Source organism: Streptomyces sp. NPDC058231 (assembly GCF_042882275.1).
In the GTDB taxonomy this organism is placed as follows: Bacteria; Actinomycetota; Actinomycetes; order Streptomycetales; family Streptomycetaceae; genus Streptomyces.
This window is the reverse complement of sequence record NZ_JBHVWN010000044.1, coordinates 1-15,194: the sequence shown is the minus strand read 5'-3', so window position 1 is coordinate 15,194 and position 15,194 is coordinate 1. Positions and strand designations below refer to the sequence as shown.

Sequence of the window (15,194 nt, the reverse complement as noted above, 5' to 3'; positions counted from 1 at the left end):
TTCCGGGCCTCCGGCATCGGTTGCCCCGGAACGATCTGGTCCGTACGCCCCAGGGCGCCTGAGTACCCGTACTCAGGCGCCGCGACGGCGCCCGCAGCAGGATCGGGACCATGCTGTGGTCCGACCCCGAGGACAAGCCTCCGAAAGAGCTGCGCGACGCCCAGGACATGATCCGGCGGGTGTGGCTGGTGCTGGCGTTCGCCGTGGTGGCCGCGATGCTGGTGCTGGGCACGCGCTGAGGCCGCGCACGCGTGGTTCTGCGGCGCTCCCGGCCCTTCTACGATGGCCGGTATGACTGATCAGCGCCGTCTCGTGCTCGCCTCCGCCTCCCCCGCCCGCCTCGGTCTGCTGCGCAATTCCGGGTTCGCGCCCGAGGTGATCGTCAGCGGTGTGGACGAGGACGCGCTGTCCGCACCGACCCCGGGCGAGCTGGCGCTCGTCCTCGCCGAGGCCAAGGCCGCCGCCGTGGCCGGCCGCCCCGAGGCCGCCGGCGCGCTGGTCATCGGCTGCGACTCGGTCCTCGAACTCGACGGCGAGGCGCTCGGCAAACCGGCCGACAGCGAGGAGGCCACCGCCCGCTGGAAGTCCATGCGCGGCCGGGCGGGCATCCTGCAGACCGGCCACAGCCTGATCGACACGACCACCGGACGCACCGCTTCCGCGACCGCGTCCACCGTCGTCCGGTTCGGTGAGCCGACGGACGCCGAGATCGCCGCCTACGTCGCCTCCGGCGAGCCGCTGCATGTCGCGGGGGCCTTCACCCTGGACGGCCGGTCGGCACCGTTCGTCGACTCCATCGAGGGCGACCCCGGCAACGTCATCGGGCTGTCGCTGCCGCTGCTGCGCCGGCTCCTGGGCGAACTGGGGCTCTCCGTGACGGACCTGTGGGTCTGAGCCGCCCGGTCGGCTTACGCGGGTGCCGGGGCGCCGTCCTCGACGCCGCCCTTCCCGTCCGGCTCGCCGCCGCTCCCGACGCCCGTGGTTCCGTACGCCACCAGCGTCAGCACGATCAGTCCGAGCACGACCATCATGAAGGCGAACGCGGCCCAGCCGATCAGGCCGACCGTCAGCGCGCCGAGCACCCCGTGCACCACGGCGCAGCTGATCAGGGCGGCCCGGCCGGCCCGGCCGGGTGCCCGGTCCCGGACGCCGGTCAGCAGCAGGACGAGCCCGCACAGCAGCAGGTAGACGCCGGCGACGCCGCCCATCACCCACGCCCCCGTGGACATCGCGGAAGGGTCGAGTCCGGCGACCGACATCTGCTGGTTGTCGACGACCGTCGCCAGGAGGCCGTTGACGAGCACCATGCCCACGGCTTCCACGAACAGTACGATCGCGGCCACGAAAGCCACCGGTCTGCGCACCATGGCGCTCACCCCCTGTTACCTGCAGTACGTGCGATAGCGCGGACCCTACTAACGGGTAATCCTTCGGACAAGAGTTCAGACCGTCCTGCCCGGCTCCATTCCCGCCCGACACGGACCGCACCCTTCTCACCGACCGTGTGTTGTCGTGCCCCAAGTGCGTCGGGCAAAGAAATCCTCGCCCATTAGTGGGGACCCGACAAAGAAATACCGGCGAGTGCCGTTCGTACGAACAGAGACCTGGACCACACCTCGTGGCTACTGTGCGGTCATGAAACCCGGCGTACCGTGGTGCCACAAGGGATTTCGCGCTTCGAGCGGGCCTCGAATCACGCTCCGTGTGGGCAAGCTCACCAATGGGGACGGGTCGTAAGGCCGTGTCGGTAGTCCCTAAACTCAGCTTGTTTCAAGGAGGGAGCCATCGTGCGCAAGGTGCTCATCGCCAACCGTGGCGAAATTGCTGTCCGTGTTGCTCGGGCATGCCGGGATGCCGGGATCGGGAGCGTGGCCGTCTACGCCGACCCGGACCGGGACGCTCTGCATGTGCGTGCGGCCGACGAGGCATTCGCTCTGGGCGGTGACACCCCGGCCGCCAGCTACCTGGACATGGCCAAGGTGCTTCAGGCTGCCAAGGACTCGGGTGCGGACGCCATCCACCCGGGCTACGGCTTCCTGTCGGAGAACGCCGAGTTCGCCCAGGCCGTGCTGGACGCCGGGCTGACCTGGATCGGCCCGCCGCCGCAGGCCATCCGGGACCTCGGCGACAAGGTCGCCGCCCGGCACATCGCGCAGCGCGCCGGTGCCCCGCTGGTCGCCGGCACCCCGGACCCGGTCTCGGGTTCCGCCGAGGTCGTCGCGTTCGCGCAGGAGCACGGGCTGCCCATCGCGATCAAGGCCGCCTTCGGCGGTGGCGGCCGCGGGCTGAAGGTCGCCCGCACGCTGGAGGAGATCCCGGAGCTGTACGACTCCGCGGTCCGCGAGGCCGTCGCGGCGTTCGGGCGCGGCGAGTGCTTCGTCGAGCGCTACCTCGACAAGCCGCGGCACGTCGAGACGCAGTGCCTGGCCGACAGCCACGGCAACGTGGTGGTCGTCTCCACGCGTGACTGCTCGCTGCAGCGCCGCCACCAGAAGCTGGTCGAGGAGGCACCCGCCCCGTTCCTCTCGCAGGCGCAGAACGCGGAGCTGTACGCGGCGTCGAAGGCCATCCTGAAGGAGGCCGGGTACGTCGGTGCGGGCACCGTGGAGTTCCTGGTCGGCACCGACGGCACCATCTCGTTCCTGGAGGTCAACACCCGCCTCCAGGTCGAGCACCCGGTCACCGAGGAGGTCACCGGTCTCGACCTGGTCCGTGAGATGTTCCGGATCGCCGACGGCGAGAAGCTCGGCTACGACGACCCGGCCGTACGCGGGCACTCGTTCGAGTTCCGGATCAACGGCGAGGACCCGGGCCGCGGCTTCCTGCCCGCCCCCGGCACCGTGACGACGTTCGCCCCGCCGACCGGACCGGGCGTCCGGCTGGACGCGGGCGTCGAGTCCGGCTCGGTCATCGGCCCGGCCTGGGACTCCCTCCTCGCCAAGCTCATCGTCACCGGCGCCACCCGTGAGCAGGCACTGCAGCGCGCCGCCCGCGCACTGGCCGAGTTCAACGTCGAGGGCATGGCGACCGCGATCCCGTTCCACCGCGCCGTCGTCGCCGACCCGGCCTTCACCAGCGACCCGTTCCGGATCCACACCCGCTGGATCGAGACCGAGTTCGTCAACGAGATCAAGCCCTTCGCCGCCCCCGCCGCCGGCGAGGCGGAGGAGGAGACCGGCCGTGAGACGGTCGTCGTCGAGGTCGGCGGCAAGCGTCTCGAGGTCTCCCTGCCGTCGTCGCTGGGCATGAGCCTGGCCCGTACCGGACTCGCGGCAGGCGCCCGGCCCAAGCGCCGCGCGGCGAAGAAGACCGGTTCGGCCGTCTCCGGTGACACCCTCGCGTCCCCGATGCAGGGAACGATCGTGAAGATCGCCGTCGAGGAGGGCCAGCAGGTCAACGAGGGCGATCTGATCGTCGTCCTGGAGGCCATGAAGATGGAGCAGCCGCTCAACGCGCACCGCGCCGGCACGGTCAAGGGCCTCGCCGCCGAGGTCGGCAGCTCGATCTCGTCCGGCGCCGTCATCTGCGAGATCAAGGACTGATCCGGGCACACGCCCGGGCCGGGGCCCCTGCGAGGTCGTACGACGACCGAGCGGGGGCCTTCGCCGTTGCGGGCTCCTGGCTGAGCTCGGCCGTCCGGCCGAACCCGAGGACGCCGACCACCTCCTGCGTACCGCGGCGGCCGGAGCCTGCGACCGGAACCGGGAATCGGGGCCAGGGGTTGGGGCCGGGGTTCCGCCGCGGACGCCGGCTGGAGGCATCCTCCGCCCGCGCAATGGCATCCTTGACCCCGTGGCGGGAAGACGGAGGAGTGCGCAATGGTGACGACCGCGGCACAGACGCCGGTCCGGCCCATGCGCGCCGACGCGCGCCGCAACTACGACCGGCTGCTGGGCGAAGCCCGTGCGGCGTTCGCGGAACACGGTACCGACGCGTCGCTGGAGGACATCGCGCGCCGGGCAGGCGTGGGGATCGGCACCCTCTACCGGCACTTCCCGAACCGGCACGCGCTGATGAACGCGGTCTTCCAGGAGGCCGTCGCCTCACTGCTCACGCGCTCCCAGGAGCTGGCGGAGGCGGACCGTCCGTGTGAGGGCCTGGTGGAGTGGCTCGGCGCGATCATCACTCATGCGGGCGAATACCGCGGACTCGCGCAGGCGCTCATGTCGACCTCGCGGGACGAGAATTCAGCACTGTCCGACTGCAATGTGCCGCTCCGCGAGGCGGGGGCGCGGCTGCTCACCCGGGCGCAGGACGGCGGCACGGTGCGCGCGGACGTGTCGATCGGTGACTTGATGCAGCTGACGAATGCGATCGCGCTCGCGGCCGAGCAGGCGCCGGAGGATCCGGAGTTGGCGGGACGGCTGCTGACGCTGACCCTGCAAGGGCTGAAGGGCCCGCGCTCGGGGGCAGGCTGAGGGAGCGGTGCATCCGCCCGCTTCGGCGGAGCCCGGGCCCGGGCGAGTGGTGGCAGGCACCGCGGCCCCGGCGGCGACCCGACCGGCGCCCCTGATGACGTCGTGCCTGAGGAGGTCGTTCCCGAGTACGTCGTGCCTGAGGGACGCGGACCCGTGAGGGCGGCACCCGGGGCCCCGCCCCGGCGGGCGCTCCCGGCGCCGGGGCGGCACCTCACCGCGTCGCCGGAGCGCTCTGAAGCGCCTCGCACGAGGACGCTCTTCCGCCTTGCGGCGCACCGCATCCGACGCCGCGCCCGCCGAGCCACCGGGTCAACGGGTGTCGACGGGTCAGACCTCAGCTGCCGCCGGCCTCCTCGGCAGCTCCCGGCTGCCCCTCAGCGGCGACGCAGGTCCGCCACCCGGGCCCGGTCACCCGGGGACTGATCCGCCAACGACCCTGCCGTGCTGCGCAGTTGCGACCCGGGGCCACCGTGCGTGCGCCGCTGTCCGGGCAGCGGCATCTCGCGCCGCGCCTGCCGTCCCGAAGGGACGGATTCGCCCCCGGCGGAGCCCACCCCCGCACCGGCCACCGCGATCTGCACGCCCTGGTCCGCCAGTGCCTGCAGTTCGGTGGCGGAACGGTCGTCGTGGGCCGGGGGTTCGTCCGTCACCAGACGGGTGATCAGGTCCGTCGGCACCGTCTGGAACATGGTGTCGGAGCCGAGTTTGGTGTGGTCCGCGAGGACCACCACCTCCGCGGCGGCCTGCACCAGCGCACGGTCGACGCTCGCCGAGAGCATGTTGGAGGTGGACAGCCCCCGTTCCGCGGTGAGTCCGCTTCCGGACAGGAACGCGCGTGACACCCGCAGCCCCTGGAGCGACTGTTCCGCGCCACTGCCCACCAGGGCGTAGTTGGAGCCGCGCAGGGTGCCGCCGGTCATCACCACTTCCACCCGGTTGGCATGGGCCAACGCCTGCGCGACCAGCAGGGAGTTGGTGACGACGGTCAGACCGGGGATCCGCGCGAGCCGGCGGGCCAGCTCCTGCGTGGTCGTACCGGCTCCGACCACGATGGCCTCGCCCTCTTCGACGAGACCGGCGGCCACGTCGGCGATGGCCGTCTTCTCCGCGGTGGCGAGATGGGATTTCTGCGGAAAGCCGGACTCCCGCGTAAAACCGCCCGGCAAGACCGCACCGCCGTGCCGGCGGTCGAGGAGTCCTTCTGCCTCCAGTGCCCGCACGTCCCGCCGTACGGTCACTTCGGAGGTCTGGACGACGCGGGCGAGCTCACGGAGCGATACTGCCCCGTTGGCACGCACCATTTCGAGGATCAACTGACGACGTTCTGCAGCGAACACAAAACTGACAGTAACGTGACCACCCGAGTGTTTTCAGCAGTTTGCGCCGAATTGCAGAAGTTGTACACACAAGGGGCCGCCAAGTGATATAGGCGGCCCCGTTGTTGTTCCGTACTGATCACGCACCGACTGACGGCTCGCCCGAGTTGCAGGGGTTTTGCCGAGGAATGCCGGGTTCCTACGCCTCGCCGGCCCGCTTCCGGGTGTGCAACTGACGCGCCACTTCGGCGATCGATCCCGACAGGGACGGGTACACGGTGAAAGCGTTTGCGATCTGTTCCACCGTCAGATTGTTGTCGACCGCGATCGAGATCGGGTGAATCAGCTCGCTGGCCCGCGGCGCGACGACGCAGCCGCCGACCACGATGCCGGTGCCGGGGCGGCAGAGGATCTTGACGAAGCCGTCCCGGATGCCCTGCATCTTCGCGCGCGGGTTGCGCAGCAGCGGAAGCTTCACCACGCGTGCGTCGATGGCGCCCGAGTCGACGTCGGCCTGCGTGTAGCCGACGGTGGCGATCTCGGGGTCGGTGAAGACGTTCGAGGAGACCGTCTTGAGGTTCAGCGGGGCCACCGCGTCACCGAGGAAGTGGTACATCGCGATCCGCCCCTGCATCGCGGCGACCGAGGCGAGCGCGAAGATACCGGTGACGTCACCGGCCGCGTACACGCCGGGGGCGCTGGTGCGGGAGACCTTGTCGGTCCAGATGTGGCCGGACTCCTTGAGCCGGACCCCGGCCTCCTCCAGGCCCATGCCCGCGCTGTTCGGGATCGCGCCGACCGCCATCAGGCAGTGCGAGCCGGTGATCACACGGCCGTCGGCGAGCGTGACCTCGACCCGGTCCCCGACCCGCTTCGCCGCCTGCGCGCGCGAGCGCGCCATGACGTTCATGCCGCGTCGCCGGAAGACGTCCTCCAGCACGGCGGCCGCGTCCGGGTCCTCGCCCGGCAGCACCCGGTCACGGGACGAGACCAGGGTGACGCGCGAGCCGAGCGCCTGATAGGCGCCGGCGAACTCGGCACCGGTGACCCCGGAGCCGACCACGATGAGCTCCTCGGGGAGCTCGTCCAGGTCGTACACCTGGGTCCAGTTCAGGATGCGTTCCCCGTCGGGGAGCGCGTCCGGGATCTCCCGGGGGTGGCCGCCGGTCGCGATCAGCACGGCGTCTGCGGTGAGCGTCTCCTCCGAACCGTCGGCCGCGGTCACCACGACCTTGCGGGAGCCGTCGGCGGCCTGCAGGCCCTCCAGACGGCCGCGGCCGCGCATCACCCGGGCGCCCGCGCGGGTGACGGATGCGGTGATGTCGTGGGACTGGGCGAGCGCCAGGCGCTTCACCCGCCGGTTGACCTTGCCGAGATCGACGCCGACGACCCGCGCCGCCTGCTCGATGTGCGGCGTGTCGTCGGCGACGATGATGCCCAACTCCTCGTACGAAGAGTCGAAGGTGGTCATCACCTCTGCCGTCGCGATCAGGGTCTTCGAGGGCACGCAGTCGGTGAGTACCGAGGCGCCGCCGAGGCCGTCGCAGTCGACGACGGTCACCTCCGCGCCGAGCTGGGCGCCCACCAATGCCGCCTCGTACCCGCCGGGTCCGCCGCCGATGATCACGATCCGGGTCACGAAAAGTCCGCCTCGCGTATGTCATCCCGCGGCCGTCTGCCGCCCCGGCCGGGGGTCCGGGGGATCGCCCCGGGGGTATGCAGTACGTACTCCATTGTCCCGCACGCGCCAAGATGCTTCGCCCCGGGGCCCTCCATACGGGAGCCGGGCAGGCGACAGGGCCTCTCGGCGGGGGTCCCGGCGACGCCGTCACCGGGGACTTCCTCACAGGAATCGCCGCTCTCCGGGTCACCTCCCGTACCCTCGGTTCCATGTCGCTCTACGCCGCGTACGCCGGCAACCTCGACGCGCGGCTGATGACGCGCCGCGCACCGCATTCCCCGCTGCGCGGCACCGGCTGGCTCAACGGCTGGCGGCTGACCTTCGGCGGGGAGCAGCTGGGCTGGGAAGGCGCGCTGGCCACCGTGGTCGAGGCGCCCCGCTCGCAGGTCTTCGTGGCGCTGTACGACCTGGCGCCGATGGACGAGGACTCCATGGACCGGTGGGAGGGTGTCGGCCTCGACATCTACCGGCGGATGCGGGTGCGGGTGCACACCCTGGACGGCGAGGAGCCGGCCTGGATGTACGTGCTGAACGGGTACGAGGGCGGTCTTCCGTCCGCCCGCTACCTGGGCGAGATCGCGGACGCCGCCGAGTCGGCGGGCGCGCCCCACGACTACGTGATGGAGCTGCGCAAGCGCCCCTGCTGAGCCCGCACCCGGCCGGCTTTCGTATGAACGTACGAGGACGGGCGCGGAGACTGTGCGCAGGGGCATCTACGCGCGTAGGGAATCACCGGCTACGCTCATCCGCGTGAACGCATCTGTTATTCCGGACAACATCCAGGGCGACCCGCACGCCGCCGCTGCCGACGCCGCCGCCCGTCTGCGCGAGCTGACCGGCGCCGAGACCCACGACGTCGCGCTCGTGATGGGGTCCGGCTGGGCACCTGCGGGCGACGCGCTCGGCACGCCGGAGGCCGAGTTCCCGGTGACCGAGCTGCCCGGCTTCCCGGCGCCCGCGGTCCAGGGCCACGGCGGCACGGTCCGCTCGTACCGGATCGGTGAGAAGCGTGCCCTGGTCTTCCTCGGCCGCACGCACTTCTACGAGGGCCGCGGCGTCGCCGCCGTCGCGCACGGGGTCCGTACCGCGGTCGCCGCGGGCTGCAAGACCGTCGTGCTGACGAACGGCTGCGGCGGTCTGCGCGACGGCATGCGCCCCGGACAGCCGGTCCTGATCAGCGACCACATCAACCTGACCGCGGCGTCCCCGATCGTCGGCGCCAACTTCGTCGACCTGACGGACCTGTACTCGCCGCGGCTGCGCGCGCTGTGCAAGGAGGTCGACGAGACCCTCGAAGAGGGCGTCTACGTGCAGTTCCCCGGCCCGCACTACGAGACTCCGGCCGAGATCAACATGGTCCGCGTGATGGGCGGCGACCTGGTCGGCATGTCCACGGTGCTGGAGGCGATCGCGGCGCGGGAGGCGGGCGCGGAGGTGCTCGGCATCTCGCTCGTCACGAACCTGGCGGCCGGTCTGAGCGGCGAGCCGCTGAACCACGAAGAGGTCCTCCAGGCCGGCCGGGACTCGGCGACCCGGATGGGGTCGCTGCTGGCACGGGTGCTCGACCGCATCTGACCGGGGCTCGCGCCCTCGGTGGGCGGCGCCCCGCGCCGTCCTCAGCGGAACCGGACCCGACCGCCCCGTCGTCCTTCCGCTCCTCGGGACCCGCCGGTCCCAGGAACCGGGGAAGACCGGATCCGGGGGCTGCCGGTCCGCCGTCCCCGGGCCGCCCTCCGTCCGTTTCCGGCCCGACCGGCGGCCAAACCGGGACCGCGGCCCGACCCCGGTTTGGCGGAGGGACGGGCGGGGGAACAGCCCTCGCGCGGCGGAACCGCCCACCCGCGCCCGGAAAACATCTCACCCCGCAGAAAGGCGGACGCCGTGCAGCAGGACCTCATCACGCAGGCCAGGACCTGGCTCGCCGAGGACCCCGACCCGGAGACCCGCGACGAGCTCGCCGGCCTCATCGACGCCCAGGACCTCGACGCGCTCGCCGCACGGTTCGCCGGCACGCTGCAGTTCGGTACCGCCGGGCTCCGCGGTGAACTGGGGGCCGGGCCGATGCGGATGAACCGATCGGTCGTCATCCGTGCCGCGGCCGGGCTCGCCGCCCATCTGAAGGCGCAGGGACAGGCCGGCGGCCTGGTCGTCATCGGGTACGACGCCCGCTACAAGTCCGCCGATTTCGCGCGTGACACCGCGAGCGTGATGACGGGCGCCGGTCTCCGGGCGGCGGTCCTCCCCCGCCCGCTCCCGACTCCCGTCCTCGCGTACGCCATCCGGCACCTGGGCGCCGTCGCCGGCGTCGAGGTGACCGCGAGCCACAATCCGCCGCGCGACAACGGCTACAAGGTCTATCTCGGCGACGGCTCGCAGATCGTCCCCCCGGCGGACGGCGAGATCGCCGCCGCGATCGCCGCGGTCGGCCCGCTGGCCGGCGTGGACCGCCCCGGGAGCGGCTGGGAGATCCTCGGTGACGAGGTCCTGGACGCCTATCTGGCGCGTACGGACGCAGTGCTCGACGCCGGGTCCCCGCGTACCGCGCAGGTCGTGTACACCGCCCTGCACGGCGTCGGCACCTCGGTGCTGACGGCGGCCTTCGCCCGCGCCGGGTTCCCGGAGCCGGTGCTCGTCGCCGAGCAGGCCGAGCCGGACCCGGCGTTCCCCACCGTCGCCTTCCCCAACCCGGAAGAGCCCGGTGCGATGGATCTCGCCTTCGCCACCGCCCGTCGCGCGAACCCGGACCTCGTCATCGCCAACGACCCGGACGCCGACCGCTGCGCCGTCGCCGTCCCGGACGCGTCCGCCGACGGCGGCTGGCGGATGCTGCGCGGCGACGAGGTCGGCGCGCTGCTCGCCGCCCATCTGGTCACCCGCGGCGCCGCCGGCGTCTTCGCGGAGTCGATCGTGTCCTCGTCGCTGCTCGGCCGGATCGCCGAGAAGGCGGGGAACGGATACGAGGAGACGCTGACCGGCTTCAAGTGGATCGCCCGCGTCGAGGGCCTGCGGTACGGGTACGAGGAGGCGCTCGGCTACTGCGTCGACCCGGACGGCGTACGGGACAAGGACGGCATCACGGCCGCCCTGCTCGTCGCCGAGCTGGCCTCCGTGCTCAAGGAGCAGAAGCGCACGCTCCTCGACCTCCTCGACGACATCGCGGTCGAGCACGGACTGCACGCCACCGACCAGCTGTCGGTCCGGGTCGAGGACCTGTCGGTCATCGCGGACGCCATGCGGCGGCTGCGCGAGAACCCGCCGGCCGCGCTCGCGGGCCTCGCCGTCACCTCCGCCGAAGACCTCTCGGAGGGTACGGAGCAGCTGCCGCCCACCGACGGGCTCCGCTACCAGCTGCGTGGCGCCCGGGTGATCGTCCGTCCGAGCGGAACCGAGCCGAAGCTGAAGTGCTACCTGGAGGTCGTGGTGCCGGTCGGTCCGGCGGACGGACTGCCCGCCGCGCGGGCGAAGGGCGCCGAGCTGCTGGCGGGAATCAAGCGGGACCTGTCGGCGGCCGCCGGCATCTGAGCGACGCCGCTCCCGCGCGGCGGGGCGCCGCGGCTGTCGTCGCGCGCCCCGCCGGGGATGACGGGGGCAGACCTCAGCCCATCGCCAGCAGCACCACGAGCAGTACGGCCCCCACCACCGCGGGCGCGATGATCTCGTACGCCCACCGCACCACGACCGCGCCGTCGGCCGCCGTACCGGCGGAGCCGCCGCCGCCCCGCTCGGCCATCTCCTGCAGATCCGCCACCGCCTGGTCCGCGGTGGCGGTCCGCGCCTTCGTGTCGCGCACATCCGCATGCACCGACGTCCGGGTGAACGGATCGTCGCTCGCCCGCCGCATCTGCTGCCGCGACACCCTCTTCCGCTGACGCAGCGACACCGGCACCGCCCACAGCTGGTACTTGGTGCCGTCCTGGGTGAACAGCTCGCTGGAGAACCCGGCGCGCACGAGCGCGACGACGGGCCACTGCGCCGTGATCGTCCGGAACGGGTTGCGGATCCGGATCTGCCAGCTGTTCGCCGCCACGAGCGGCCTCAGCGTGAACGCGACGATCAGTGGCACGAGCGTGAGCAGCCCGGCCAGCGCCAGCCACTGCGTCCGTCCCTCACCCCGGATCAGCGCGTCCCCGCCGATCCAGACCACCAGCAGGAGCAGCAGGGCACCGCTCACCACACCGGCGGGCGACCGGAAGGTGCGGTCGGCGTAGGGCGGCTCGGCGGAGGGCGTGGGGCTCGTCATGCGCCGATTGTGCCTGACGTACGCAAGCCCCGCGGAGGTGACCGCCCCGGACTCGTACACCCCCTCCCCCTGTACAGGCCGCTACGCGCGTAGATATGCTCCTCTGGTGACCATGCCCACCACTGCACCCGCATTCTCCGACGCCACCGCGTCCGACAGTGCGCTGCGCCGCTTCCTGCACGGGCTGCCCGGCGTCGACGCCGTCGGCCTCGAAGCGCGCGCCGCGTCCCTCGGAACCCGTTCGATCAAGACGACGGCCAAGGCGTACGCCATCGACCTCGCCATCTCGATGATCGACCTGACGACGCTGGAAGGCGCGGACACCCCGGGCAAGGTCCGGGCTCTGGCCGCCAAGGCCGTCCATCCCGACCCGACCGACCGCACGACCCCGCGCACCGCCGCGGTCTGCGTCTATCCCGACATGGCGGCGACCGCCGCCGCCGCTCTCGCCGGTTCCGGTGTGAAGGTGGCGTCCGTCGCGACGGCCTTCCCGGCCGGCCGTGCCGCGCTCGACGTGAAGCTCGCCGACGTCCGCGACGCCGTGACCGCCGGGGCCGACGAGATCGACATGGTGATCGACCGGGGCGCCTTCCTCTCCGGCCGCTACCTCAAGGTGTACGAGGAGATCCTCGCCGTGAAGGCGGAGTGCGCCCGTGCCGACGGCACCGACGCCCGCCTCAAGGTCATCTTCGAGACCGGTGAGCTCTCCACGTACGACAACATCCGTCGCGCCTCCTGGCTCGGAATGCTGGCGGGCGCGGACTTCATCAAGACGTCGACCGGCAAGGTCGGAACCAACGCCACGCCCGCGAACACCCTGCTGATGCTGGAGGCCGTGCGCGACTTCCGGCAGCAGACCGGCGTGCAGATCGGTGTGAAGCCGGCCGGCGGCATCCGCACCTCCAAGGACGCGATCAAGTTCCTCGTCCTGGTCAACGAGACCGTCGGCGAGGACTGGCTGGACAACCACTGGTTCCGCTTCGGCGCGTCGAGCCTGCTCAACGACCTGCTGATGCAGCGCCAGAAGCTGGCCACCGGCCGCTACTCCGGCCCCGACTACGTGACGGTGGACTGATCACCATGGCATCTGTATTCGACTACGCACCCGCTCCGGAGTCCCGCTCCGTCGTCGACATCGCGCCCTCGTACGGCCTGTTCATCGACGGCGAGTTCACCGACGCGGCCGACGGCAAGGTCTTCAAGACGGTCTCCCCCTCTTCCGAGGAGGTGCTCTCCGAGGTCGCGCAGGCGGGAGCGGCAGACGTCGACCGGGCCGTGAAGGCGGCCCGCAAGGCCTTCGAGAAGTGGTCGGCGCTGCCCGGCTCCGAGCGCGCGAAGTACCTCTTCCGGATCGCCCGGATCATCCAGGAGCGCTCCCGCGAGCTCGCCGTCCTCGAAACCCTCGACAACGGCAAGCCGATCAGGGAGACCCGCGACGCGGACCTCCCGCTGGTCGCCGCGCACTTCTTCTACTACGCGGGCTGGGCCGACAAGCTCGACCACGCGGGCTACGGCGCCGACCCCCGTCCGCTCGGCGTCGCGGGCCAGATCATCCCCTGGAACTTCCCGCTGCTGATGCTGGCCTGGAAGATCGCCCCGGCGCTCGCCACCGGCAACACGGTGGTCCTCAAGCCCGCCGAGACGACCCCGCTGTCCGCTCTCTTCTTCGCGGACATCTGCCGCCAGGCGGGCCTGCCCAAGGGCGTCGTGAACATTCTGACCGGGTACGGGGACACGGGCGCGGCCCTGGTCGAGCACCCGGACGTCAACAAGATCGCCTTCACCGGCTCGACCGCGGTCGGCAAGGCCATCGCCCGGCAGATCGCGGGCACGGACAAGAAGGTCACCCTGGAGCTGGGCGGCAAGGGCGCCAACATCGTCTTCGACGACGCCCCCATCGACCAGGCCGTCGAGGGAATCGTCACCGGCATCTTCTTCAACCAGGGCCAGGTCTGCTGCGCGGGCTCGCGCCTGCTCGTCCAGGAATCGATCCAGGACGAACTCCTGGACTCCCTGAAGCGCCGGCTGTCCACGCTGCGCCTGGGCGACCCGCTGGACAAGAACACCGACATCGGTGCGATCAACTCCGCGGAGCAGCTCTCGCGGATCACCGCGCTGGTCGGGACGGGCGAGGCGGAGGGCGCCGAACGCTGGTCCGCCCCCTGCGAACTCCCGTCCTCCGGATACTGGTTCGCCCCGACGCTGTTCACGAACGTCACCCAGGCGCACACCATCGCCCGCGACGAGATCTTCGGGCCGGTGCTGTCCGTCCTGTCGTTCCGTACGCCGGACGAGGCGGTCGCCAAGGCCAACAACAGCCAGTACGGGCTGTCGGCCGGGATCTGGACGGAGAAGGGCTCCCGCATCCTCGCGGTGGCGAACAAGCTCCGGGCCGGCGTCGTCTGGGCCAACACGTTCAACAAGTTCGACCCGACTTCGCCGTTCGGCGGCTACAAGGAGTCGGGCTTCGGCCGCGAAGGCGGCCGTCACGGCCTGGAGGCGTACCTCGCCCCGTCGAGCCCGGAGGGCGAGCGATAAATGACTGCAGCCGAGCGCAGTGACCGACTCACTGTCTTCAAGACCTACAAGCTGTACGTCGGGGGCAAGTTCCCCCGTTCCGAGAGCGGCCGGGTGTACGAGGTGACGGACTCCAAGGGCAAGTGGCTGGCGAACGCCCCGCAGTCCTCGCGCAAGGACGCGCGTGACGCGGTGGTGGCCGCCCGCAAGGCGTTCGGCGGCTGGTCGGGCGCGACGGCGTACAACCGCGGCCAGATCCTCTACCGCATCGCGGAGATGCTGGAGGGCCGCCGGGACCAGTTCGTGCGCGAAGTGGCCGACGCGGAGGGGCTGTCGAAGTCCAAGGCGGCGGCCGTCGTGGACGCGGCGATCGACCGCTGGGTCTGGTACGCGGGGTGGACCGACAAGATCGGCCAGATCATCGGCGGGGCGAACCCGGTCGCGGGCCCCTTCTTCAACCTCTCCACCCCTGAGCCCACCGGGGTGGTGGCGGTCCTGGCGCCCGGCAAGTCGTCGTTCCTCGGCCTGGTGTCGGTCGTCGCCCCGGTGATCGCGACCGGCAACACGGCGGTCGTCGTCGCCTCCGCCGACGCGCCGCTCCCGGCCCTGTCGCTGGGCGAGGTGCTGGCCACCTCCGACCTGCCCGGCGGTGTCGTGAACATCCTGTCCGGAGGGACGGCGGAGCTCGCCGTCCCGCTCGCGGCCCACCAGGACGTGAACGCGATCGACCTCACGGGCGCCGGAGCCGAGCTGGCGAAGGAGCTGGAGATCGCGGCGGCGGACAACCTGAAGCGCGTCCTGCGCCCGTCCACCGCCTCCCGCCACCCCGGGAAGGACGCACAGGACGCCGCTCGTCCACAGGCTGTGGACGGAGAGGACTGGTCGGCCGACCCGGGCACGCGACGCCTGACGGCCTTCCTGGAGACCAAGACGGTCTGGCACCCGACGGGCGCGCTCGGCGTCTCGGGTTCCTCCTACTGACCGACGCACCCGCGGCCCGCCTCCCCGGATACTCCCCGGGG

At 71.6% G+C, this 15,194-nt stretch carries 14 protein-coding genes; 10 read left to right on the top strand and 4 right to left on the bottom strand.

All coding sequences use genetic code 11. The features are described 5' to 3' along the window. Positions 1-110 precede the first annotated feature (110 nt). Entirely contained in the window at positions 111-239 is a 129-nt protein-coding gene (gene mmpB, locus ACFVXE_RS25675; RefSeq protein ID WP_389674477.1) for a morphogenic membrane protein MmpB, read from the top strand. A 43-nt stretch (positions 240-282) separates the two neighbouring features. After that, positions 283-894 (top strand): nucleoside triphosphate pyrophosphatase, encoded by a 612-nt coding sequence (locus ACFVXE_RS25670; protein WP_389674475.1) that lies wholly within the window; start codon positions 283-285, stop codon positions 892-894. Positions 895-908: 14 nt separating this feature from the next. On the opposite strand, the gene ACFVXE_RS25665 is transcribed toward ACFVXE_RS25670, so the two are convergent. Beyond that, a complete protein-coding gene (locus tag ACFVXE_RS25665; RefSeq protein ID WP_389674553.1) occupies positions 909-1,367 on the bottom strand; it encodes a hypothetical protein in 459 nt (152 codons plus the stop codon). A 420-nt stretch (positions 1,368-1,787) separates the two neighbouring features. Between ACFVXE_RS25665 and ACFVXE_RS25660 the strand changes: the two genes are divergently transcribed. Further along, entirely contained in the window at positions 1,788-3,542 is a 1,755-nt protein-coding gene (locus ACFVXE_RS25660; protein ID WP_389674473.1) for an acetyl/propionyl/methylcrotonyl-CoA carboxylase subunit alpha, read from the top strand. 276 nt (positions 3,543-3,818) lie between these two features. After that, positions 3,819-4,418, top strand: a complete 600-nt coding sequence (locus ACFVXE_RS25655; RefSeq protein ID WP_389674471.1) for a TetR/AcrR family transcriptional regulator — start codon at positions 3,819-3,821, stop codon at positions 4,416-4,418. A 374-nt stretch (positions 4,419-4,792) separates the two neighbouring features. On the opposite strand, the gene ACFVXE_RS25650 is transcribed toward ACFVXE_RS25655, so the two are convergent. Both ACFVXE_RS25650 and ACFVXE_RS25645 read right to left on the bottom strand, forming a co-directional pair. After that, on the bottom strand, positions 4,793-5,755 hold the full coding sequence (locus ACFVXE_RS25650; protein WP_389674469.1) for a DeoR/GlpR family DNA-binding transcription regulator: 963 nt from the start codon (positions 5,753-5,755) through the stop codon (positions 4,793-4,795). A gap of 178 nt (positions 5,756-5,933) precedes the next feature. After that, on the bottom strand, positions 5,934-7,373 hold the full coding sequence (locus tag ACFVXE_RS25645; protein ID WP_389674467.1) for an NAD(P)H-quinone dehydrogenase: 1,440 nt from the start codon (positions 7,371-7,373) through the stop codon (positions 5,934-5,936). Between the two features lie 251 nt (positions 7,374-7,624). On the opposite strand from ACFVXE_RS25645, the gene ACFVXE_RS25640 reads away from it, so the two are divergent. From ACFVXE_RS25640 to ACFVXE_RS25630, 3 genes are all read left to right on the top strand, one after another. Next, entirely contained in the window at positions 7,625-8,062 is a 438-nt protein-coding gene (locus ACFVXE_RS25640; protein ID WP_389674465.1) for a gamma-glutamylcyclotransferase, read from the top strand. 103 nt (positions 8,063-8,165) lie between these two features. After that, positions 8,166-8,990, top strand: a complete 825-nt coding sequence (locus ACFVXE_RS25635; RefSeq protein ID WP_389674464.1) for a purine-nucleoside phosphorylase — start codon at positions 8,166-8,168, stop codon at positions 8,988-8,990. Between the two features lie 306 nt (positions 8,991-9,296). After that, a complete protein-coding gene (locus ACFVXE_RS25630; RefSeq protein ID WP_389674463.1) occupies positions 9,297-10,937 on the top strand; it encodes a phospho-sugar mutase in 1,641 nt (546 codons plus the stop codon). A 73-nt stretch (positions 10,938-11,010) separates the two neighbouring features. Here ACFVXE_RS25630 and ACFVXE_RS25625 read toward each other — a convergent pair whose 3' ends face one another. After that, on the bottom strand, positions 11,011-11,655 hold the full coding sequence (locus ACFVXE_RS25625) for a PH domain-containing protein (protein WP_389674462.1): 645 nt from the start codon (positions 11,653-11,655) through the stop codon (positions 11,011-11,013). 112 nt (positions 11,656-11,767) lie between these two features. On the opposite strand from ACFVXE_RS25625, the gene deoC reads away from it, so the two are divergent. Genes deoC through ACFVXE_RS25610 form a run of 3 tightly spaced genes read left to right on the top strand, consistent with a single transcriptional unit; the run spans position 11,768 to position 15,153 of the window. After that, positions 11,768-12,730 carry a deoxyribose-phosphate aldolase gene (deoC, locus tag ACFVXE_RS25620; protein ID WP_389674551.1) on the top strand — a complete coding sequence of 321 codons (963 nt, stop codon included), beginning with the start codon at positions 11,768-11,770 and terminating at the stop codon, positions 12,728-12,730. A 5-nt stretch (positions 12,731-12,735) separates the two neighbouring features. Next, positions 12,736-14,193, top strand: coding sequence for an aldehyde dehydrogenase family protein (locus ACFVXE_RS25615; RefSeq protein ID WP_389674460.1), 1,458 nt, complete (start codon positions 12,736-12,738; stop codon positions 14,191-14,193). Continuing rightward, entirely contained in the window at positions 14,194-15,153 is a 960-nt protein-coding gene (locus ACFVXE_RS25610; protein ID WP_389674459.1) for an aldehyde dehydrogenase family protein, read from the top strand. It abuts the gene before it with no gap. Positions 15,154-15,194 lie beyond the last annotated feature (41 nt).